Source organism: Halorubrum rarum (assembly GCF_048380895.1).
Lineage (GTDB): Archaea > Halobacteriota > Halobacteria > Halobacteriales > Haloferacaceae > Halorubrum.
Map to the genome: position 1 here is coordinate 114,159 of NZ_JBLWMN010000008.1, position 19,611 is coordinate 133,769.

Consider the following 19,611-nt stretch of genomic DNA (forward strand, 5'->3'; position numbering starts at 1 on the left):
GGTCGGATCAGACGACACACCGCATCTCCGCCGGGAGGTAACTACCGATGGCGGCCAGCAGCCCGGGCGGATCCGTTCCCTCAGTACAGACGATGCTCTGCTCGAGGAGACCGAGCCGCTCGACGGTGACGATGTCGCGGGCGTGTCCCGCCCTATTCACCGTCGCGCGCACCTCGCCGCGCGTCGCGGAGTTGACGTTCACTCGGCCGTCGCCGCGCTGCCAGTCGTACAGGCGGTCCCGTTCGGCGTCCGTGAGCCGGTGCGGCTCGGCGTCGGGGTCGCCGACGTCGCCGCCGTACACGAACCGCATGGGAAGGTGTTGGACGAGCCCGAAGCGCTCGACGACCTGTTCGGGCGAGCCGACCCCGAGCCCGAGCTCCGCCGCCGGGACGTGGATCTCCTCGCCAGCATCGAGGACGAACCCGTCCTCGTCCCACGATTCGAGGGTTCCAACGTACTCTTCGCCCGCGACGAATCCCTCGTCGTGGGCGACGATCGCTCCCCACGTCTCCGCGAGGGCGTTGCCGGCGACCGCGGCGTCCTCGCCCGTCAGATCGACCTGTACGAAGTCGTCGTCTCTGACGCCGATCTGCCACTCGGCGTGGAGATCGCCGACCTCGTTGTCGACGAGCGAGTTCATTCCGTCGAGCGCGCGCTCCCGGGCGTCGCCCTTGACGTAGCATTTGGTTGCGAGAACGACCATTATCCGGTCACGTCCACGTTGAGCTCCTCGCGTAGCTCCTCGCCGCGCTGCGCCATCGCATCGCGGAGCCGGTCGTTTTCCATCGCCTCGACTGGCGAGCCACACTCGGGACACTCGAAGCCGAAATCCATCGCCTCGCCGAACTCAAAGCGGATCGAACACACCTCACAGAGGTAGAACTCGTGGGTGCGCTCGTACTCCTCGCGCTCCTCTAAGGCGTCGAGCAAGCGATACATCTCCTCCTGGAGGTTCTCCGGGATGTTGTCGTAGTGGAACGTCCAGAGGTACGTGAGCCAGCCGGAGTCCTCGTCGCGGACCCGGCGGTAGGAGGCGAGGTCGTTCTCGTAGAGGATGAACAGCGCGCGTCGGACGTCGTTCAGCTCCAGCCCGAGCTCCTCGGCGAGTTCCTCGTCGGTGACCTCCCCGTCCGGCGGTGCCGCAGCGACCGGCATCCCCGTCGGCCCCACGAGCTCGTGGAGGTACTTCTGGATGACGGGGTCGTTCAACAGATCCTCAAAAGCCATTACACGAAACTCGGGTAGGAAGTAGGTTAAAAGCTCCGGAAGGCCAACGGGCGGCCGCTCCACCGATCGATGACGCCGGCCGTCGAACTCGCGGGTCGGTAGACCTTTACGTCGGCTGCGACACCTGTCTCGCGTATGTGGGGGACGTCCGGGACGGGCATGGGGCGAGCGCGAGCGTCAGTCGGGCTCGCGGCGCTCGCGATCGTTCCGGTCCTCATCGCGTCGGTCCTCGTCGTCCCCGTCGGTCTCCTCGTCGGCGTCGGTCCCGTACTCACCGTCCTCGCAGCCGTCGTCGTCGGCCTCGGCGTCTCCGCGGCGATCGGTCCGGTTCTCGTCGGCCGCCGGATCGAGCGGCTGCCGGACGCCGACCTCGAGGACCGTCCGGCCGCGTTCATCGAGGATCGGGTGGCCGCCCTGTCCGCGGACCTCGGGATCGACGCCCCCGCCGTGACGGTCGTTCGCGGAGACGCCGCGAACGTCGCGGTCACGGACGGCTACCGCGGCGCGCGGCTCGTCGTCTCCACGCGGCTCCTCTCCCTGCCGGCGGCCGACCGCGACGCCGCGCTTCGGCACGCGCTCGTCCGCGTCCGGAGTCGAGACGCCGCGGTCACGACCGCGTTGCTTCCGGCGGTCGTCGTCGTCGAGACGCTGGCGCTGCTCGCGACCCTGCTCGTCGGCCGGCGGAACGAACGCACTGCGTCCGACCGCCGAGTCAATCGGATCCACGGGTACGAGCCGGAGCGTGAGCGGATCCCCGCGCCGGCGTACACGGCTGCGGGCGTTCTCCTGTGGCTCCTCCTCGTCCCCGTCTGGATCCCGGCGGTCGTCGGCGACCGGCTGTACGTCGCGGAGCGTCGCCGCGCCGCCGACGCGTCGGTCGCTCGTCTCGGGCCCGACGAGCGCACCGGGCTCGCGAACGCCGTCGAGTTCGCCCGCGACGCCGCCGGAGCCGCCGACTGGCCGCCGCTGCTCGACCGCCTGTCGCTCGTCTCGATGGCCGACGAGGAGACCGGTCGGGTCCGCGGGACGAGTCGACAGGAGACGCGGGTCAGGCTCGCGCGGCTCCGATCGAAGCGGAGCCTATAGCTCGTCCCCGTCCCGCCCGCCGCGCTCTCCGGGTTCGTCGTTTTCGTCCGGTTCGTCGAAGCGCTCCGATCTCTCGTCCGCCTCGACGACCGTCTTCCCCGTCGCCTCCGGAACCACGCGTCGGTCGGCGTCGACCCACTCGCGTGCCAGTTCTGCCCCCTGGAAGAAGCGGTCGAGGAACACGGCGAGGCCGGCGACCTCCGAGTGCGGCTGGTTCGTCACGCCGACGTTGAAGTCGGCGCGCTCGTACAGCGCCCACGGTACCTTCTCCCCGCCGACGACGACGAGGAGGTCGCGGGGGGTCGATGGACCGTCGCTCGTCGAGGGGCCGCCATCGGCCGATGAGCCGTCGCCGGTCGATGATCCGTCATCGCCGTCACCCACGGATCCGACGTCGATACCGGTCGCGGCGCGGATATCGGCCTCCACGTCCTGTATCCGCTCGCCGTACATCGTGAGATGGACCACGACGCCGTCGAACTCTCCGACGATCGCCTTCTGGTCCTCGCGGAGTTCGACGGTGAAGGGGCCGCCGAACCGGTTCGTGATGTCCCGGACGGTCTCGGCGGACTGCCCGGCGTTGTCGGGGAACACGACCCGGTCCGCGCCCAGCGCCCGTGCCGTCAACCCGACGTGGGTCGTCATGCGGTCGTCTCGTCCCGGTCGGTGGCCGTACCGGAGGACGACGACCTCGCGTTCGTCGTTCATACGCCTCCTGTCTCGGGCATGCGGGTGGACCTTTCGATGCGTACCGATCACGCCACCGACGTTTCTCGCCCGCGATCACCTGACACGACGACATACGTCAGCGCAACACGAGACGTACGTCAGCGCAACACGAGACGTACGTCAGCGCAACACGAGACGTACGTCAGCGCAACACGACGACGTACGTCAGCGCGAACAGGATCAGTGCGAGCGTGCCCACGTTGGTCAGCGAGTACTCGAGCAGGCCGAGCAGGTCGGCTCCCCAGACGACGGTCCACGCGAACCACGTCGACAACACGGCGTTCAACAGGAGGACCAGCCGCGGATCGCCCGACGAGTCGTCGAGCCCCTCGCGGATCCCCTTCTCCTCGCTCATGTATCGTAGGGTGACGGTCCGCCACTTAGCTCTTGTCCGTGCGGAACGTACTCGTTCCCCACGATGTGGCGAAACGGCCCGAGAAACCGACGCGGCGACCCGATCGATCCGGTCCCGTTCCTCGTGAGCCTCGGGCTCGTGTTCATGCTGGTGTTCTCGTTCGGTCCGATCTATGGCTTCTCGTACGGGCTGTCGCTCGCGTGGTCGCTCGCGGCGTCGACCGTCGCGTTCTGTCTGCTGGGTGCGGTGGCGTACGCACAGTTCGTTCGTTCGGCCCCGTCCGTCGACGCCGGACCGCTTCCGCCCGGACCGCGGTTCGAGCGGCTCCTGTACGCCGCGCTCGCGTTCGGGATCGTCCTCGGTGCGCTCACGGTTCCGCTCGTCGTGTGAACCGCCCTTTTATGCCCTCTCACTTGGCAGTGCCGTCCATGCGCGAGGTCGTCGTCGAACGGTTCGTGTCGGAGAGTCCGGCGGTCATCGAGCGGGCGCTCTCGCCCGCGCGGATCGTCGAGTGGGAGGGGAGCTTCTCGGTCGCGAACGTCGAACCTGGCGACGACGAGACGCTGGTGACGGTCTCCGGTCCGGGCGTCGGGTTCCGACTCCGCTTCGAGCGGCTCCCGGACGGCTACCGCTACGTCGTCGCCGACGGCGACGACCCGGCGGGCCCGTTCGACCGGATGGAGACCCGGCTCTCCGTCGAGCCCGAAAACGAGGGGTCTCGCGTCCGCCTGCGCTCCGAGGTGTCGCTCAACGCACCGCTTCCGTTCGCCGACCGGCTCGCCGCCTGGAAGCGACGTGGCGAGCTCGATCGAGCGCTGGACGGGATCGACGACGCCGTCTAAACGTCCTGCGATGAACGGTTGCGGCCGTCGCCGTCCGCCTCGACAGGGTCGATTTCGACCGGAGTTCGATCGGACGCTCCCGCGGACGTCCCGCCGACGCGATCGGTTGTGCGTCATGTTCACACACGACCACGATATTGAGGGGGATCGCTTCCGTTCGATCACACATGGGACTCCTCGACACAGTCAGCGAGGTGCTGGCGAACTCCACGCAGCGTGCACCGGGTGACGGCGGCGACGACGGCTCGGCGGGGTCGTACTGGTGTGACGACTGTACCGTCCGGGTTCGTGACGTCGACGTGGACGACGAGGGCCTCGATCGCGATCCCGACGGGGCCCCGCTGTGTCCGAACTGTGCCGCTCCGATGCGGTTCGAGCACGCCGGCGGGTCCGGCTGTGCCTGCTGACTCGGTGCGGAGCCTCTCAAGCGCCGTCGACCGACGTTTCGTCACTCATCGGTTCTCCGTCTCCCGTTGTCACGTTCTCTCCCGCCGACTCTCCGCCGTCGTGACCCTCGTCTCCGTTCTCGGTGACGCGGACCCCGTTCAGCTCCGTCGAGAGCTGCGTCGCCAGCTCGGCGGCGACGGCGACCGCGAGCGGACCGGCGATGATACCGACGGGCCCGACCGTCAGAACGCCGCCGACGAACCCGATGAAGTAGAGGGTCCCCGGCAGCTCGGCGGTCTCGGCCGCGAGCCGCGGCCGGATGAGCAGGTCCGGCGCGGCCGCGATGAAGGTCCCGCCGACGAGTAGAATCCACACCGCACCGGTCGGGTCGCCGAGTGTGATCTCGTACCCTGCGAGGCCGACGATCAGTACGCTCGGACCAACCACGGGAACGAACTGGAGCACTCCCGCGAGCGTCGCGAACGCGATCGGTGACGGATAGCCGAAGGCGACGAACACGGGGATCGCAACGAGAAACGTCGCGAATCCGGTCGCCGCCTGGACCACGTACAGTCCGTACAGCGTCCGCCTCGCGCGCTCGTCGAGCGCCGCTGCCAGATCGCGATAGCCGGGGGGAACCAGCGCGAGCACCGCATGCCGAGTCCGGTTCTCGTGAGACAACAGTCCGTACACGACGAACGCGAACAGGGCGAGCTTGATCAACAGAACCGGTGCGGCCGACGCGACCGCGGTACCGGCCCCGATCACCCACGAGACGGCGATCGTCGAGACGTCGGCGGTGACCACCGTGTACTCGAACCCCAGTACGGACATCGTCGCGGTCTCGGGGACCGACTCGATGAAACCTATCACGCCGTCGATCCGGACCACGAGAACGACGACGAGCGGTGCGAGGACCGCGGTGACCGCGAGAAACGCAGCGAGCGACGTGAGTCCGGCAGCCACGCGGCGGGAGTGTCCGCGCCGCCGAAGTCGGCGGCGTACCGGACCGAGCACGTACGCGACGGTCATCGCGAAGAAGACGGTCGCGACCACCTCTCGAAGGAGTAGCGCGGCGATCGCTCCCGCGGCCACGGTCGCTCCCCCGAGCACCCATCGACGGTTCGTCATGGTGGGTTCACCGAGCGGACCAACCTAAATACCCCGGCCGAGGCTGTCCGTTCCGTCGGCACGTCGACGCCTCGGAACCGAAGGACTATATCCGGTACCTGCGACTTCCCGACGATGTCCGACGAGGAACCGACGGTGCCGATCGTCTGTACCGACTGCGGGACCGAGACGCGGGTTCCCCTCTCCGACGTCGCGGACGCGCTCTCCCGACACAACGACGGGAACCACGACGGCGAGGCGATCGCGGAGGTCGATCCGGCGTTGAAAGATCGGCTTGCCGACCTCGTCGCGGAGGACATGGGGCTGTTCGACGAGGAGTGAGACGAGGAGTGGGACGAGGCGGAGTTGCGGCGGTACGTTGCGCCTTGCACGGCGAGTCGCTGAGGTGGTGTCGATCGTCCGGATCCGCTCGGGTGGTGTCGATCGTCCGGATTCGTTCGACCGCCTCGGTTCTCGACCCTTTCGTTCTCGATCCTTCAGTCGTCTCTCGCGAGCGCGCCCTGCGGGTTCCCCTTGTGGTGGAGGTTTCGGTTGTCCCGCTCCTCGACGGCAGTCGCCGGAATGACGACGTCGACCGCCGAGCGGGGTCGCCCCGTGTACGCGTGTTCGGGATGCTCCGCACAGTGTGCCATCGCGTCGTGAGCGCCCTCCCAGGGACCCGCCTCACACTCCTCGACGGTACAGACGAACACTACTTCTCCTGACATGCTGAACGGAGTTTTCCGACTCCGATATATAATACTACGACTCGAATTATCGGATCTGATTCACGGGTCCGGCCGTCTCACGTCGCCGACCTCGCGGTCAGTCGCCCGTCGCGGTCGCACCGAACAGTTCGACGGTCGTGCCGTCGTCGCGGCAGTCCTCCAGGGCGTGTTTCGCGGCGAAGCCGGCCTCGTGTGCCGACGCGCCGCGTCCGACGCCGACCTGCAGATCGACGTCGACGTCCGCGGCGACGTGATCGACGGCGGCACCGAACGCGCGCTCGGTGAGGTCCGGACAGATAGCGATCACGTTGTCGCCGCCGACGAAAAACGACACCGCGCCGTGCGTCTCCCGGAGGTAGCGCATGAGCGAGGCGTACGCCTGCTCGATGTTGATGAACGTGTCGAACTCGTTGAGTCGATCGGTGTACTTCCCGGTCGCGTCAACGACGTCGAAATGCGCGACCTGTAGGTCCGACGGCGTCGTCTCCGTGAGGTACTCTCCGGCGAGCACCTCCGTGCGCGCCTCGTCCTGTGCGCTGCCTTCGAGCTGGAGCCGCCGGTTCGCCTCCTCTAAGGCGTCGATCGGTCGCTCGTCGACGGCGGTCCCGAGGCTGACGCTCACGGGATACCGGTTGCCGATCGACGTCTGGAGGCTGGCGTGTGCCGCCCCGTCGACCCCGTTCGTCACCGCGATCATGTTGTCGAATCGCGTAAAGAAGACGTAGGCGTCGCGGTGACCGAGGAACTGTGCGATGTCGGCGAACAGTCGCGACTGGAGGGTTTGTAAGTCCATCTCCCGACGCGGCTCCGGCGTCACCGTCCATGGCCCGTAGTTGTCGATCTGGACGAGGGTGACCTGGGTCGTCGTCACAGTGAACCGAGTTTGGACCCGGGTCCGCTTTACCCTTCCGTTATCCCGAAGCTGGAACGGATATCGAGTCTGCAACGTCTGCCGGGGTCGAGGACGGTGTCGGGGATCTCTTGGTCGGGTGCGGATGGGTCGAGCCGGCACGGACGGGGATGAGTCGAGCCGGCACGGACGGGGATGAGTCGAGCCGGCACGGCGGGGGGCCGAGCCGATACCGGGTCTCGACGGCACAACTCATACATCGACCGCGCCCCGAGACGGGGCATGGAGTTCAACGGGGCCGTCCTCGACGTTGACGGCACGGTCGCCCGCGGAAACGAACCGATCCCCGGCGCGCCGGTCGGCTACCGCCGGCTTCGGGAGGCGGGAATCGACACGCTGTTCGTCTCGAACAACCCGACGAAGCCCCCGGCGGCGTACGTCGACCGGCTCGGCTCCGCGGGATACGACGTCGACGTCGATCAGGTGTTCACCGCCGGCACCGTGACGACCGAGTACCTCCGGGAAACCCACGCGGACGACGACGTGCTCTGTCTCGGTGCGCCCGGTCTGATCGACCAGTTCGCCGACGCCGGACTCTCGACGACCGAGGACGTCGACGCCGCGGACGCGCTCGTCGCCTCCATCGACCGGTCGTTCGACTACGACGACCTGTGTACCGCACTGTGGGCGCTCGACCGCGACATCCCCTTTATCGGCACCGACCCGGACGTCGTCATCCCCGGTCCCGACCGCGACGAGCCGGGATCCGGAGCCGTGATCGGCGCGGTCGCGGCAGTCGCCGGTCGCGAGCCCGACGTGGTGCTCGGGAAGCCGTCCGACCCCGCGATCGAACTCGTCCGCGAGCGGCTCCCCTACCCGCCCGAGGAGTGTCTGGTGGTCGGTGACCGACTGAACACGGACATCGAACTCGGCGTTCGCGCGGGCATGACCACGGTGCTCGTCCGGTCCGGGATCACGGACGAGGCGACGCTCGCCGCCAGCGACGTCGAACCCGATCACGTGATCGATCACCTCGGCCAGATCGATCGCGTGCTCGACTGACCGGCGAGCGGCCCCCGATCGTGAAGGTTTATAAGCAATACTTTCCTCCTCCCTCTCATGGGTGTGTTTCACTCACACGACACCGAGGCGGACGACGAAGACGCCGAGGCGGAGTCGGAGCCCCCGGTGACCATCGTCGAGGGACACGCGGTACAGTTCAACGAGTATCGCTACTGACGGTCCTCGTCCACGGACGCCTCCGCGTTGGGTCGTCGTTCCGCGGATTCGCCGTGTCTTTTGGCCGAGCGCGCCGCTCAAGTGACTGGAACGCCAACGAACGCCATCGTGAGCGACGCCGACTCCCCCCTCTCCGAGGACCGTCCGACGGTCGACCGCCCGCTTCGGGTCGACGCCCCGTTCGAGCCCGCGGGCGATCAGCCCGACGCGATCGAGGAGCTGGTCGCAGGCTTCGAGTCGGGCGCGGAGAAACAGACCCTGCTCGGCGTGACCGGGTCGGGCAAGACCAACACCGTCTCGTGGGTGGCCGAGGAGCTCGATCGGCCGATGCTCGTGTTGGCACACAACAAGACGCTCGCCGCCCAGCTGTACGAGGAGTTCCGCGAGCTGTTCCCGGACAACGCCGTCGAGTACTTCGTCTCCTACTACGACTACTACCAGCCGGAGGCGTACGTCGAGCAGACGGACACGTTCATCGACAAGGAGATGTCGATCAACGAGGAGATCGACCGCCTGCGCCACTCCGCGACGCGCTCGCTTCTCACCCGCGACGACACCATCGTCGTCGCGTCGGTGTCCGCGATCTACGGGCTCGGCGACCCGCAGAACTACCGAGAGATGGCCCTCCGGCTGGAGGTCGGCGAGGAGGTTGGTCGCGAGGAGCTGCTCGCCCGACTCGTCGACCTGAACTACGAGCGCAACGACGTCGACTTCACCCAGGGCACGTTCCGCGTCCGGGGCGACACGGTCGAGATATATCCGATGTACGGACGGTACGCCGTCCGCGTGGAGCTGTGGGGCGACGAGATCGATCGGATGCTGAAGGTCGACCCGATGAAAGGCGAGGTCGTGAGCGAGGAGCCCGCGGTCATGCTCCACCCCGCCGAGCACTACTCGATCCCCGACGACCAGCTGGAGCAGGCGATCTCGGAGATAGAAGCGCTGATGGAGGCACGCGTCCGGTACTTCGAGCGACAGGGCGATCTGGTCGCCGCCCAACGGATCGAAGAGCGCACGACGTTCGACGTCGAGATGCTCCGCGAGGCGGGCTACTGCTCGGGCATCGAGAACTACTCGGTCCACATGGACGACCGTGAGAGCGGCGACGCGCCGTACACGCTGATGGACTACTTCCCCGACGACTTTCTGGTCGTCATCGACGAGTCGCACCAGACGATCCCCCAGATCAAAGGCCAGTACGAGGGCGACAAATCGCGGAAGGACTCGCTGGTCGAGAACGGGTTCCGGCTGCCGACCGCCTACGACAACCGACCGCTCACGTTCGAGGAGTTCGAGGAGAAGGCGGACCGGACGCTCTTCGTCTCCGCGACGCCCGGCGAGTACGAGCGCGAGCAGTCCGATCGGATCGTCGAGCAGATCGTCCGCCCGACTCACCTCGTCGACCCGAAGGTGGAGGTGACCGGGGCGACCGGACAGGTCGAGGACCTCCTCGATCGGGTCGACGAGCGGATCGACCGCGACGAGCGCGTCCTCGTGACGACGCTCACCAAGCGCATGGCCGAGGACCTCACGGAGTACTTCGAGGAAGCGGGCGTCGACGTCGCGTACATGCACGACGAGACGGACACGTTGGAGCGCCACGAGATCATCCGCGACCTCCGGCTCGGAAACATCGACGTGCTCGTCGGCATCAACCTGCTACGTGAAGGGCTCGACATCCCCGAGGTGAGCCTCGTCGCCATCCTCGACGCCGACCAGGAGGGGTTCTTGCGCTCGACGACCACGCTCGTCCAGACGATGGGGCGGGCCGCCCGCAACGTCAACGGCGAGGTCGTCCTGTACGCCGACCGCACCACCGACTCGATGCGGGAGGCCATCGAGGAGACCCAGCGCCGACGGGAGATCCAACTCGAGTACAACGCCGAACACGGCTACGAGGCGACGACCATCGACAAGCCGGTCGGCGAGACGAACCTTCCGGGATCGAAGACTGACACCTCCGGCGTCACCGTCGGCGACGTCGAGAGCACGGAGGAGGCCGAAGCGCGGATCGAGGCGCTCGAGGACCGGATGAACGAGGCCGCGAGCAACCTGGAGTTCGAGCTGGCGGCGGACATCCGGGACCGGATCGCCGAACTCCGGCGCGCGTTCGATGTGGACCCCGACGACGGCGTTCCCGCGCCCGCCCTCGAGGACTGAGCGCGTCCGCTCTGCGAGCGCGCCCGATCTCCAGGAGTCGACGTTTCGGAACGTTCCGAGTATCATCGTCCGATCCGACCGACAGGGAGGTTTTTATCGGAGAAACACCCACCGCAGGTCATGGACCGCCGCGCGGTCGTCCTCGGAACGCTCACCGCGGTGACCGCAGGGTGTACCGACCGGCTCCACGACGTCGCGGCGTCGACCCCGAGCAACATCGACGTCCGCAGCCGGTACGTCCCCGACGACCCGCTGGTCGAGTCCGAGAGCATCACCGGTCACCCGGCGTCGATCGAGACGCACGTCGTTTCGTTTCGAGCAGTCGACCGAGCGACCGACGCACTCGCGCCCGGATCGCCCGACGTCCGTGAATTCGTCTCCGGGACCGACTTCGTCGACGACGGCGGTCGGTTCGTGCTCCTCGTGGTCCAGCGGCTCACCTCACCGGCTGTCGATCTGCGGCTCGGCTCGGTCAGTCGGATCGGCGACCGGGCGCTTCGGATCGCGATCGACGAGGTCGGGACGCCGCGGGACGCCGACCCGGTCGTACAGACCGTCCTCGTCCGGCTGGCGGACGCCCGTGGACCGCCCGAGCGCGTCACCGTCTCCGTCGAGAGCGACCGCGTCTCCGTCACGATCTAGCGTCGGGTGAGGCGATCCCGCCGCAGTCCCGTGCTTTTAAGCATCGAGCCGGGGTCGATGTGGTATGGCCTCCGTCTCTCGTCGCGCTCTCGGTGTCGCCCTTCTCGCGATCGCCGGCCTGTTGTTCACACAGCCGTTCGTTCTCCGGTCGACGCCGACGATCGGCGACGAGCTTCCAACGATAGCCGACCCCGGATCGCCGGTCGGGCTGTTGGCTCCCGCGCTCGTCGCCGCCGGTGCCGTCGTGCTCGTGTCGGGCGTCGCGGCGACGCGGGGACGACCGCTCGCACCGCGGTGGAGCCTCGCGGCCCCCGCCGTGTCCGTCGCCGTCGGCGTCGCGCTCGGCGTCGACGCTCCGGCGGCCGTGGTGTCCGATCCGGCGCTCGCCGTCTCGGGCACGACGACGTTCGTCGTGGCCGGTTCGGTCGTCGGCGCGTCGCTTGCGCCCGTGACGCTCGGTGCGACGAAGGGCGATACAGTCGCCCTGCTCGCAGGCGTCGTCCTGCTGCTTGCGGGCGTCTTCGCCGCTCCGATGCCCGCGCTCGCGCTCGTGGTCGGGCTCGGTGGCGGCGGTGCTGCCGTCGGTCTCCTCTGGGCGCTCGATGCGGAGACGTGGCGGCCCTGAGCTCCCGAACATCTTTTAGTATACCGTGCCGATAGCGGGTGAATGCGCCGGAGGCTTACCGTCGCCGCGCTCGTACTCGTCGCCGTCGCGCTGGTCCTGTCCGGCTTCTTCGGGGGGACCGCCGACGAGCCGGCCGCCCACGAAGTGCCGGCGGAGGCGTTGATCGAGGTCGACGGCGACTACGAACTGTGGCCGTACACGAGCAGTCGGGAGTCGATCGCCGGGCGAACGCTCGCGATCAACGTCGTCTTTCGTGCCGACGGCGACACGGTTCGTGAGGCGCTGACTGCGCGACCGGACACCGACTGGGAGGAGACCGACGAGGAGGAGCGCGAGGCAGAGTCCGACTTCGTCCGTGAGGCCATCACGACCGACTGGGAGGACGCGCACGGCTCCGTGCGCTACTCGTACTTCGAGGGTCCGGACGGCGGCGAATGGATCGACGAGACGTACGAGCTCCACGACGGGGAGTATCTCGGATCGCGCGACCACATCCGTGCGTACGAGGCTCCGGACGGCGAGTACACCGCCGTCCAGGTCCACGAGGAGTACTACGACTGGTTCCGACTACGTCACACCGTCACCGACATCGGGGACCCCGCGGTTCGGCTGGAGGACGACTTCATCGCGGCGAACGCGACGGTGACGCGGGAGTATCGGGGGATCGACGGCGGTTGGAGCGACGGATGGCTCTCGGTGATCGAGCTCGCGGTGCTGATCCCGCTCGGCGGCGCGCTGCTTCGTCGCCGGACGCGGGAAGCGACCCTGGAGGCGGCGACCCGGTTCCGATCGGAGGCGACGCGACACGGTGACGCCGCGGTTCTCGGAGTGGCGCTCGCCTCCGTCGTGCTCGGCGTTCGTGCAGCCGGGATCGGACTGGAGATCTCGTATCCGGGCGTCGCGCCGAAAGCGATCGCCGCGCCGCTGTATCTCGTCCTCGCGATCGGATTACCGGCTCTCACGGTCGCCGTCGCCGACCGCTGTGAGCCGACGGCCGCGTTCCTCGGCGTCGTCGTCGGCCTCGGCGGAGGATTTCTGGTCGATTTCGCCGGCTTGGGCGTCGCGGTCCCGCCGGACCTCATCGTGCACCGGCTCGCGATGGTGACGTCGCTCGGACTGGTCGCCGCCGGTCGAGCGGCCGACGATCGGGCCGTCCTCGTCGTTGGACTCGCGGCGTGGGTCATCGGGCTCGGGCTCCCGCTGGCGGACGTGATCTGATCCAGCGATGGCGTCCATGCCCCACGGTCGAGGATCCGACCACAGGACTGTTATACGCTCGGTGACGAACTGTACGAACGAATGAACCGGCCGACGAGCCGCCGATCCGTTCTCGCCGCCACGGGAGCTGCAGTCGCGAGCGCCGGCTGCGTCGGTCGCGTCCGCAACATCGCCGGGCGAGACGGGTCATCACAGCTCGTTTTAGAGATCAACACGACCCCCGCGGACGACGATCCGAACGCCGTCCGCATCGCGCGACACCTCTCGGAGAACCTCACCGCAGTCGGCGTGGACGCCCGGGTGAACACGATGACGGCGGCGGATCTTCGGCGGTCCGTACTGCTCAACCACGATTTCGACGTCTACGTCGGGCAGTTTCCCGAAGCGAAGCCGTTCGACCCTGACGCGCTGTACGCGCTCACGCACTCGTCGTTTACGGCCGAAACCGGCTGGCAGAACCCGTTTGGATTCACGGAGCTCGCGGTCGACGATCTGTTGGACGAACAGCGTATCGCGTCCGACGACCGCCGACCCACGGTCGTCGACGAACTCCAGGAGGCGATCTGTGACCAGCAGCCGTTCTCCGTGATCGCGTTTCCGGATGCGCTCACGGCGATCGGGGACGGGGAGTTCGTCGGGTGGGGATCGGCCCAGCCGACGTCCGCTCGTGGACTGCTTCAGTTGGAGCACGTCGGCGCATCGGATGCGGACGGCGAGGGGGAGGAACCGACGACCCTTCGGCTCATGACGACGGACACCCGGATCACGGAGAACTGGAACCCGATCGCGGCCGAGTACCGTCGTCATGGAACGTTCACGTCCCTGCTGTACGACGCCCTCGTTCTTCCCAACGACGAGGAGCCGATCCCGTGGCTCGCCCGCGAGTGGGAGTGGATCGATCCGGACACGATCCGCGTGACGCTCCGCGATACGACGTGGCACGACGGGGAACCGCTGACGGCCTCCGACGTCGCGTTCACGTACACGTTCCTCACTGACACGTCGATGGGGAACGCCGAAACGCCGATCCCGACTCCCAAGTACCGGGGGAGAAGTTCGATCGTCGCGGAGACGTCGGTCATCGACGAGTCCACGATCGATCTCACTGTCGGAACCGTCAACCGGACGGTCGGTGAACGCGCGATGCAGGTGCCGATCCTCCCGGAACACGTCTGGAGCGAGCTGACCGACACCGTCGCCATCGCCGGGATCGAGATCGACGAGGGGGCGACTGAGGCGCTCGTCTGGAACAACGAGGAGCCGGTCGGCAGCGGTCCGCTCCGGTTCGTCGAGGCGACGCCGGAAGCGGAACTCACGCTCGAACGGAACCCGGACCACTTCCTCCACCGGATCGGCCCGGAAGCGGATACGGACGACCTCGCGATCGACGACGGGGACGATTCCCTGCAGGACGACGGGGACGGCTCCCTGCAGGACGACGGGGACGGATCCGACTCCGACACCGGTGACGCGGAATCCGATCCCGAGAGCGACTACACCGACGGGATTCCCGACGAGTACGTCGGTAAGCCCTCGTTCGACCGCTTGGTCCTCGAGGTCGCTCCGTCGGACATCGCCGCCGTTCAGTCGGTCGGCGACGGTCGTGCCGACGCCACGGCGTCGAACCTCGGTCCCGATTCCGTCCCACGCATCGGGCGCGAGGCCGACGCCAGACTCGTCAGTACTCGGTCGGCCGCGTTCTACCACGTCGGCTACAACAACCGGCGTGCACCCCTCTCGAACCCCAGATTCAGAGGGATACTCGCGTCGCTGATCGACAAGCCAACGCTCGTTGACGACGCGTTTGACGGGTACGCCACACCGGCGACCTCACCGCTCGCGGCATCGTCCGAATGGGTTCCGGAGTCGCTCCGATTCGACGGGGACACGGAAGCCGATCCGGTGTATCCGTTCTACGGCGAGAACGGTGAGCTTGACGTCGCGGCCGCCCGTGACGCGCTCCGCGCCGCCGGGTATCGTTTCAACGAAGCGGGTGAACTCCTCGCGAGGGATCAATGAACCCCGTCGTTTCGGTCGCCCTCCAGCTCGTGTTGTGGGTCGGGTCGATGTGTTTCGTCGCCGGGATGGCGATCATCGGACCGCGCCGACTGTACGAACTGGGGCACGACTTCGTGCCGCGGCTCCGGGAGGCACGGCTGCAGATCGCCGCGCTGATCGCGGTGTTGATCGCGAGTGCGGTCGGACGAGGTGCGTTACAGACGTTGTCGGAGCTCGTCGGACTGCGGATGACCGGGACGATATACGCGCTCGAAGGTGGCTTCGTCGCGTGGGTTCAGGCGACGTTCGTCACGCCGGAGCTGACGATGTACTTCTCGTGGGTGTACGTGTACGGATACGTGTTCCTGCTCGTGTTTCCGTTCATCGCGTACGCCGCGCTGTCGGAGACGACGACGCTGAAACGGCTGCTCTCGGCGTACGCGCTCAACTACGCGATCGGACTCGTCTTCTACACGCTGATCTTAGCTCACGGTCCCAGAAACGTGATGCCCGACGTCGTGACGTCGCTCCTGTACACCTTCAATCCGGAGTATCAGGCTCTCACGACCGAGGTCAACGAGAGCACGAACGTCTTTCCCTCGCTGCACACTTCGCTGTCGGTCACGGTCGCGCTGTTCGCCGTACTCACCCGTCGGGAGTACCCCGGCTGGCCCGTCATCGCCATCCCGCTTGCGATCTCGATAACCACGGCGACGATGTATCTCGGTATCCACTGGCTCGTCGACGTGATCGCCGGGATCGGACTCGCGTCCGTCTGCGTGTATCTCTCCTATCGGTTCGTCGAATCAGTCGACGACAACGACGCCGACACGAACGGGAGCGACGTCGACGCCGACGACCCCGCCTCCGCCGCGGACTGAGGGGACGGACCGACGCCTCTCGTGGGATCGACCCCGCCATCGCGATCCCTGCTGGCGATCCTTCGTTCGGAGCCGATCGGCTCGCTCGACGCGTACACGGGCACGCTTTGCGGCGTGCGCCGTTGGCCGACGGTTGGATTAGACTAGTCTAATCTATACTTTAGGTACGTAACTCATATATGTTCGCCGGAACAATGAGCGTGCAATGAGAAGCGATCACGATGCCACCGTTCGGCGCGAACCACACGTCTCTCGACGTGCCGCTCTTGCGGGTTCCGGTGCGCTTATCGCGGGGTTGGCCGGCTGTACCGGCGGTCAGTCGAGCGACGTCGCCGGTGACGAGTCCGGGGCGACTGTCGGAGACGAGGGATCGGACGACGAGGACGCTCCCGTCGCAGTCGCCTCCTTTTTCACGTTCTACGATTTCGCGCGTCAGATCGCGGAGGGAACGCCGGTCCGCGTCGAGAACCTGGTTCCGACCGGACTGCACGGACACGGCTGGGATCCGGACCCGTCGATCACGCGCGACATCATCGACGCTGACGCGTTCATCACCGTCGGCCCCGACTTCCAACCGTGGGCGGATCGCGCGATCCGGACGGTTCGTGACGACGGCGCGGACACGAACGTGATCAACGCTCGGGAGGGAATCGACCTGATCGACCTCGCGGACACCGTCGAGGACGATGAGGAGGTCGACTCCGGGAAGGATCCCCACTTCTGGCTGGACCCGCTGCGGGCACAGGAGTCGGTCGACAACATCGCCGAGGGGCTCACGGCGATCGCTCCCGATCACGAGGCGGCGTTCGCGGACAACGCCGACGCGGTGAACGCCGAACTCGCCGAGCTCGACGCCGAGTGGGAAGCGATCTTCGAGGCGGCCGACCGTGACGTCGTGTTCCTCGCTGCGCACAACGCCTTCGAGTATATCGGTCAGCGATACGGCGCGACGATCCAGCCGCTCGTCATGAACCTCGCCGCGGAGAACGACGTCCGGCCGGCGGATATGCGGCGCGCCGAGGACACGATCGCGGACAACGACATCCGGCACATCGGTGCGGCGGTGTTCGAGTCCCGACGACCCGCCAGACAGCTTCGAGACGAAACGGACGTGGAGGCGTACTATCCCGTGACGCCGTACGCCGGGACCACCGAAGAGTGGGTGGACCGCGGCTGGGGCTACTTCGAGATCGCTCGCGAGATCAACATGAAGACGTTCGAGATCGTGCTCGATGCCGCGGAACCAGAGACGGCGTTCGACGAGGAATGGCGGAACTTCGAATAGTGGGCCGAACGACCGATCGAACACCTCCCGTCATCTCATGTCACTCATAGAAATCGACGACGTCTCTTTCGGCTACACTGCGACTCCCGTCGTCGAGCACGTCTCGCTGTCGGTCGACGCCGGCGAGTACGTCGGCATCGTCGGACCGAACGGCTCGGGAAAGAGCACGCTGCTCCGGTTGATTCTGGGTCTTCATACCCCGGACGTCGGCGACGTTCGACTGTTCGGTCATCCCGCTCGCGCGTTCGTCGATCGGGAACGCGTCGGGTACGTCGCACAGGACGTCACCGAGAACACGAAGGAGATGCCGATCACGGTCGCGGAGGTCGTGCTCATGGGGCGGTTCCCGCACACCGGCTTCGGTCGGGTCGGCGAGACGGACAGAGAGCTGACACGCACGGCGCTTCGCCGGGTGGGGATCGAACACCTCGCCGACAGGCGTATCACGAAGCTCTCCGGGGGACAGCGACAGCGGGCGTACATCGCGCGGGCGCTCGCCGGCGAGGCCGACCTGCTCGTGCTCGACGAGCCGACGGTCGGCGTCGACGCCGAGTCGGTCGACGCGTTCTTCGATCTGCTCGGGGAACTCAACGCGGACGGGATGACGGTCCTGCTCGTCGAACACGACATCGGTGCCGTGATCGAACACACCGACCGCGTCGTCTGTCTGAACCGCGAACTGTACTTCGACGGCCCGCCGGGCGAGTTCGCCGAGAGCGACGCGCTCGATCGGGCGTTCGGGACGGCGATCCACCGTGGCGACTCGGGGCCGATAGCATGAGCCTCGCCGTGCTCCTCGTGTCCGGACTGCTCCGTGCTCCCTACGACGCGATGCTGTGGCTGCTCGACCGCTGGAGCGACCTCATGTACGTCGTCGCCGAAACGTTCGGTATCGGCATGCTCCAGTACGGGTTCATGCACCGGGCGTTTCTCGTCGGCATCCTGATCGCGGTGATGGCACCCCTCATCGGGACGTTCCTCGTTCATCGACAGCTCGCGCTGATCGGCGACGCGCTCGCACACACCGCGTTCGCGGGCGTCGCTGTCGGCCTGTTCGTCAACGCCGTTCTCGGCACCGGCGTCTCGCCGTACCTCACGGCGGTCGTCGTCGCCGTGATCGCGGCGCTGGCCATCGAGCTGATCTCCGAGACGACCGACGCGTACAACGACGTCTCGATGGCGATCGTGTTGTCGACCGGGTTCGCGCTCGGGGCCGTCCTGATAAGCATCAACGCCGGCGGACTCGCCGTCGGCGTCAACCAGTACCTCTTCGGGAACCTCTCGACGGTCACGAACCAGAACGCGATCCTCCTGATCGGGCTGTTCTCCGTGATCGCCGCCGTCGTCGGCGTGACGTACAAACAGCTGCTGTACGTGACGTTCGACGAGACCGCCGCACGGGTCGCCGGACTCAACGTCCGCTGGTACAACCGGATCACGGTGATGCTCACCGCGATGGTCGTCGTCGGTGCGATGCAGATCATGGGCGTCATCCTCGTCGCGGCGATGCTCGTGGTGCCGGTCGCCGGTGCGGCCCAACTCGCTCGCGGCTTCCGCGAGGCGCTGCTCGCGTCCGTCGTCCTCGCGGAGATCGCCGTGCTCGTCGGGATCACGCTCTCGTACCACTACGAGGCGACCGCCGGCGGGACGATCGTTTTAGTCGCCGTCGCCGTCTACATCGTCGCCGTCCTGCTCGGCAAGCTCAAAGCGAGCCGCGAGACCGTCGAGGAGGAGTTGGTCGCCGCGGAGCGCGAGCCGGTCACGGACGAGTCGCCGTCGGAGTGACTGCCGCCACGTCGTCGTCGGATCGACCGAACGCTCCGTTCGGATCCGGCTGTCCGGCTCCGTTGCAACTCCATCCCTCAGACACGATATGGTATGGAACAGCCGATCACTGAAGACTACTTCGTGATCGATAGCGGGAGTACGTGACGCAGATCGGTGGCGCGGGTGTTTATACGTGGAACTGGGGTGTTGCTGGCGGGTGTTTATAAGCGGTCTCGCTCGGGTCGGCGGTGAACACCTGCAAAGCCCCAGCCGCGACGACTCGCGCGCCTTGCTGCGCGCCTCGCTCGCGTCGCTCGCTGCGGTGTCGCCGGCGGCTCTGCCGCCGGCTGCCCGTGGCGCGTCGCGCCACGCTGCTTGCTGCGGCGGGCTTCGCCCCACCGGGAGACTCCGTCTCCCGAGCCCCCGCTCACTCCGTTCGCGGGGATCACGGCTGCCCCTTTGAGTCCCACCCCGCACAGCAC

22 protein-coding genes are annotated in these 19,611 nt (G+C 67.2%); 15 read left to right on the forward strand and 7 right to left on the reverse strand.

Going from position 1 to position 19,611, the window contains the following annotated elements:
- Positions 1–7: 7 nt before the first annotated feature.
- Together ACNSN7_RS08545 and ACNSN7_RS08550 are read right to left on the reverse strand one after the other, a co-directional pair.
- Positions 8–703, reverse strand: a complete 696-nt coding sequence (locus ACNSN7_RS08545) for a DUF2110 family protein (protein ID WP_418281858.1) — start codon at positions 701–703, stop codon at positions 8–10.
- The gene (locus ACNSN7_RS08550) at positions 703–1,227 is read right to left on the reverse strand and encodes a transcription factor (RefSeq protein ID WP_418281859.1); all 525 of its coding nucleotides are present in this window, start codon (positions 1,225–1,227) and stop codon (positions 703–705) included. The genes ACNSN7_RS08545 and ACNSN7_RS08550 overlap by 1 nt, the downstream gene beginning before the upstream one ends.
- A gap of 135 nt (positions 1,228–1,362) precedes the next feature.
- Between ACNSN7_RS08550 and ACNSN7_RS08555 the strand changes: the two genes are divergently transcribed.
- Entirely contained in the window at positions 1,363–2,313 is a 951-nt protein-coding gene (locus tag ACNSN7_RS08555; protein ID WP_418281860.1) for a hypothetical protein, read from the forward strand.
- Here the strand turns inward: ACNSN7_RS08555 and ACNSN7_RS08560 are convergent.
- Together ACNSN7_RS08560 and ACNSN7_RS08565 are read right to left on the reverse strand one after the other, a co-directional pair.
- Complete coding sequence (locus ACNSN7_RS08560) at positions 2,308–3,021, reverse strand: tRNA (cytidine(56)-2'-O)-methyltransferase (RefSeq protein WP_418281861.1); 714 nt, start codon at positions 3,019–3,021, stop codon at positions 2,308–2,310. The genes ACNSN7_RS08555 and ACNSN7_RS08560 overlap by 6 nt on opposite strands.
- Positions 3,022–3,184: 163 nt before the next feature.
- On the reverse strand, positions 3,185–3,397 hold the full coding sequence (locus ACNSN7_RS08565) for a DUF8107 family protein (protein ID WP_418281862.1): 213 nt from the start codon (positions 3,395–3,397) through the stop codon (positions 3,185–3,187).
- Positions 3,398–3,460: 63 nt separating this feature from the next.
- Between ACNSN7_RS08565 and ACNSN7_RS08570 the strand changes: the two genes are divergently transcribed.
- The 3 genes from ACNSN7_RS08570 (at position 3,461) to ACNSN7_RS08580 (ending at position 4,646) form a co-directional block, all read left to right on the forward strand.
- Positions 3,461–3,787, forward strand: a complete 327-nt coding sequence (locus ACNSN7_RS08570; protein WP_418281863.1) for a hypothetical protein — start codon at positions 3,461–3,463, stop codon at positions 3,785–3,787.
- 38 nt (positions 3,788–3,825) lie between these two features.
- A complete protein-coding gene (locus ACNSN7_RS08575) occupies positions 3,826–4,239 on the forward strand; it encodes an SRPBCC family protein (protein ID WP_418281864.1) in 414 nt (137 codons plus the stop codon).
- Between the two features lie 167 nt (positions 4,240–4,406).
- A complete protein-coding gene (locus ACNSN7_RS08580; protein ID WP_418281865.1) occupies positions 4,407–4,646 on the forward strand; it encodes a hypothetical protein in 240 nt (79 codons plus the stop codon).
- Between the two features lie 16 nt (positions 4,647–4,662).
- Here ACNSN7_RS08580 and ACNSN7_RS08585 read toward each other — a convergent pair whose 3' ends face one another.
- Entirely contained in the window at positions 4,663–5,757 is a 1,095-nt protein-coding gene (locus ACNSN7_RS08585) for an AI-2E family transporter (protein ID WP_418281866.1), read from the reverse strand.
- A gap of 114 nt (positions 5,758–5,871) precedes the next feature.
- Here ACNSN7_RS08585 and ACNSN7_RS08590 point away from each other — a divergent pair, with 114 nt between their 5' ends.
- On the forward strand, positions 5,872–6,078 hold the full coding sequence (locus tag ACNSN7_RS08590) for a DUF8149 family protein (protein WP_418281867.1): 207 nt from the start codon (positions 5,872–5,874) through the stop codon (positions 6,076–6,078).
- A 155-nt stretch (positions 6,079–6,233) separates the two neighbouring features.
- On the opposite strand, the gene ACNSN7_RS08595 is transcribed toward ACNSN7_RS08590, so the two are convergent.
- Both ACNSN7_RS08595 and ACNSN7_RS08600 read right to left on the reverse strand, forming a co-directional pair.
- A complete protein-coding gene (locus ACNSN7_RS08595; protein WP_418281868.1) occupies positions 6,234–6,464 on the reverse strand; it encodes a hypothetical protein in 231 nt (76 codons plus the stop codon).
- 97 nt (positions 6,465–6,561) lie between these two features.
- Positions 6,562–7,335: a GTP cyclohydrolase III gene (locus ACNSN7_RS08600; RefSeq protein ID WP_418281869.1), complete on the reverse strand. Its 774-nt coding sequence runs from the start codon at positions 7,333–7,335 to the stop codon at positions 6,562–6,564.
- Between the two features lie 261 nt (positions 7,336–7,596).
- Between ACNSN7_RS08600 and ACNSN7_RS08605 the strand changes: the two genes are divergently transcribed.
- From ACNSN7_RS08605 to ACNSN7_RS08650, 10 genes are all read left to right on the forward strand, one after another.
- Positions 7,597–8,376: an HAD-IIA family hydrolase gene (locus ACNSN7_RS08605; protein ID WP_418281870.1), complete on the forward strand. Its 780-nt coding sequence runs from the start codon at positions 7,597–7,599 to the stop codon at positions 8,374–8,376.
- Between the two features lie 285 nt (positions 8,377–8,661).
- Positions 8,662–10,713 carry an excinuclease ABC subunit UvrB gene (gene uvrB / locus ACNSN7_RS08610; protein ID WP_418281871.1) on the forward strand — a complete coding sequence of 684 codons (2,052 nt, stop codon included), beginning with the start codon at positions 8,662–8,664 and terminating at the stop codon, positions 10,711–10,713.
- 120 nt (positions 10,714–10,833) lie between these two features.
- The gene (locus ACNSN7_RS08615) at positions 10,834–11,355 is read left to right on the forward strand and encodes a hypothetical protein (RefSeq protein ID WP_418281872.1); all 522 of its coding nucleotides are present in this window, start codon (positions 10,834–10,836) and stop codon (positions 11,353–11,355) included.
- A 64-nt stretch (positions 11,356–11,419) separates the two neighbouring features.
- Positions 11,420–11,980 carry a hypothetical protein gene (locus tag ACNSN7_RS08620; protein WP_418281873.1) on the forward strand — a complete coding sequence of 187 codons (561 nt, stop codon included), beginning with the start codon at positions 11,420–11,422 and terminating at the stop codon, positions 11,978–11,980.
- Positions 11,981–12,022: 42 nt separating this feature from the next.
- Positions 12,023–13,198 (forward strand): hypothetical protein, encoded by a 1,176-nt coding sequence (locus ACNSN7_RS08625; protein ID WP_418281874.1) that lies wholly within the window; start codon positions 12,023–12,025, stop codon positions 13,196–13,198.
- Positions 13,199–13,279: 81 nt separating this feature from the next.
- Complete coding sequence (locus ACNSN7_RS08630; protein WP_418281875.1) at positions 13,280–15,217, forward strand: ABC transporter substrate-binding protein; 1,938 nt, start codon at positions 13,280–13,282, stop codon at positions 15,215–15,217.
- Positions 15,214–16,077, forward strand: coding sequence for a phosphatase PAP2 family protein (locus ACNSN7_RS08635; protein WP_418281876.1), 864 nt, complete (start codon positions 15,214–15,216; stop codon positions 16,075–16,077). Before ACNSN7_RS08630 ends, ACNSN7_RS08635 begins: the two co-directional genes overlap by 4 nt.
- A 205-nt stretch (positions 16,078–16,282) precedes the next feature.
- Complete coding sequence (locus ACNSN7_RS08640) at positions 16,283–17,362, forward strand: metal ABC transporter substrate-binding protein (RefSeq protein ID WP_418281877.1); 1,080 nt, start codon at positions 16,283–16,285, stop codon at positions 17,360–17,362.
- Positions 17,363–17,399: 37 nt separating this feature from the next.
- Positions 17,400–18,143 carry a metal ABC transporter ATP-binding protein gene (locus tag ACNSN7_RS08645; protein ID WP_418281878.1) on the forward strand — a complete coding sequence of 248 codons (744 nt, stop codon included), beginning with the start codon at positions 17,400–17,402 and terminating at the stop codon, positions 18,141–18,143.
- Positions 18,140–19,147: a metal ABC transporter permease gene (locus ACNSN7_RS08650; RefSeq protein WP_418281879.1), complete on the forward strand. Its 1,008-nt coding sequence runs from the start codon at positions 18,140–18,142 to the stop codon at positions 19,145–19,147. The genes ACNSN7_RS08645 and ACNSN7_RS08650 overlap by 4 nt, the downstream gene beginning before the upstream one ends.
- Positions 19,148–19,611 lie beyond the last annotated feature (464 nt).

Excerpts from the sequence above, each read along its gene's own strand:
- ACNSN7_RS08630 (WP_418281875.1), top strand. The coding sequence starts at position 13,280 with ATGAACCGGCCGACGAGCCGCCGATCCGTTCTCGCCGCCACGGGAGCT.
- ACNSN7_RS08645 (WP_418281878.1), top strand. The coding sequence starts at position 17,400 with ATGTCACTCATAGAAATCGACGACGTCTCTTTCGGCTACACTGCGACT.
- ACNSN7_RS08585 (WP_418281866.1), bottom strand. The coding sequence starts at position 5,757 with ATGACGAACCGTCGATGGGTGCTCGGGGGAGCGACCGTGGCCGCGGGA.
- ACNSN7_RS08560 (WP_418281861.1), bottom strand. The coding sequence starts at position 3,021 with ATGAACGACGAACGCGAGGTCGTCGTCCTCCGGTACGGCCACCGACCG.
- ACNSN7_RS08595 (WP_418281868.1), bottom strand. The coding sequence starts at position 6,464 with ATGTCAGGAGAAGTAGTGTTCGTCTGTACCGTCGAGGAGTGTGAGGCG.
- ACNSN7_RS08565 (WP_418281862.1), bottom strand. The coding sequence starts at position 3,397 with ATGAGCGAGGAGAAGGGGATCCGCGAGGGGCTCGACGACTCGTCGGGC.
- ACNSN7_RS08555 (WP_418281860.1), top strand. The coding sequence starts at position 1,363 with ATGTGGGGGACGTCCGGGACGGGCATGGGGCGAGCGCGAGCGTCAGTC.
- ACNSN7_RS08620 (WP_418281873.1), top strand. The coding sequence starts at position 11,420 with ATGGCCTCCGTCTCTCGTCGCGCTCTCGGTGTCGCCCTTCTCGCGATC.
- ACNSN7_RS08545 (WP_418281858.1), bottom strand. The coding sequence starts at position 703 with ATGGTCGTTCTCGCAACCAAATGCTACGTCAAGGGCGACGCCCGGGAG.
- ACNSN7_RS08615 (WP_418281872.1), top strand. The coding sequence starts at position 10,834 with ATGGACCGCCGCGCGGTCGTCCTCGGAACGCTCACCGCGGTGACCGCA.
- ACNSN7_RS08635 (WP_418281876.1), top strand. The coding sequence starts at position 15,214 with ATGAACCCCGTCGTTTCGGTCGCCCTCCAGCTCGTGTTGTGGGTCGGG.
- ACNSN7_RS08640 (WP_418281877.1), top strand. The coding sequence starts at position 16,283 with ATGAGAAGCGATCACGATGCCACCGTTCGGCGCGAACCACACGTCTCT.
- ACNSN7_RS08590 (WP_418281867.1), top strand. The coding sequence starts at position 5,872 with ATGTCCGACGAGGAACCGACGGTGCCGATCGTCTGTACCGACTGCGGG.
- ACNSN7_RS08605 (WP_418281870.1), top strand. The coding sequence starts at position 7,597 with ATGGAGTTCAACGGGGCCGTCCTCGACGTTGACGGCACGGTCGCCCGC.
- ACNSN7_RS08625 (WP_418281874.1), top strand. The coding sequence starts at position 12,023 with ATGCGCCGGAGGCTTACCGTCGCCGCGCTCGTACTCGTCGCCGTCGCG.
- ACNSN7_RS08580 (WP_418281865.1), top strand. The coding sequence starts at position 4,407 with ATGGGACTCCTCGACACAGTCAGCGAGGTGCTGGCGAACTCCACGCAG.
- ACNSN7_RS08575 (WP_418281864.1), top strand. The coding sequence starts at position 3,826 with ATGCGCGAGGTCGTCGTCGAACGGTTCGTGTCGGAGAGTCCGGCGGTC.
- ACNSN7_RS08650 (WP_418281879.1), top strand. The coding sequence starts at position 18,140 with ATGAGCCTCGCCGTGCTCCTCGTGTCCGGACTGCTCCGTGCTCCCTAC.
- ACNSN7_RS08550 (WP_418281859.1), bottom strand. The coding sequence starts at position 1,227 with ATGGCTTTTGAGGATCTGTTGAACGACCCCGTCATCCAGAAGTACCTC.
- ACNSN7_RS08570 (WP_418281863.1), top strand. The coding sequence starts at position 3,461 with ATGTGGCGAAACGGCCCGAGAAACCGACGCGGCGACCCGATCGATCCG.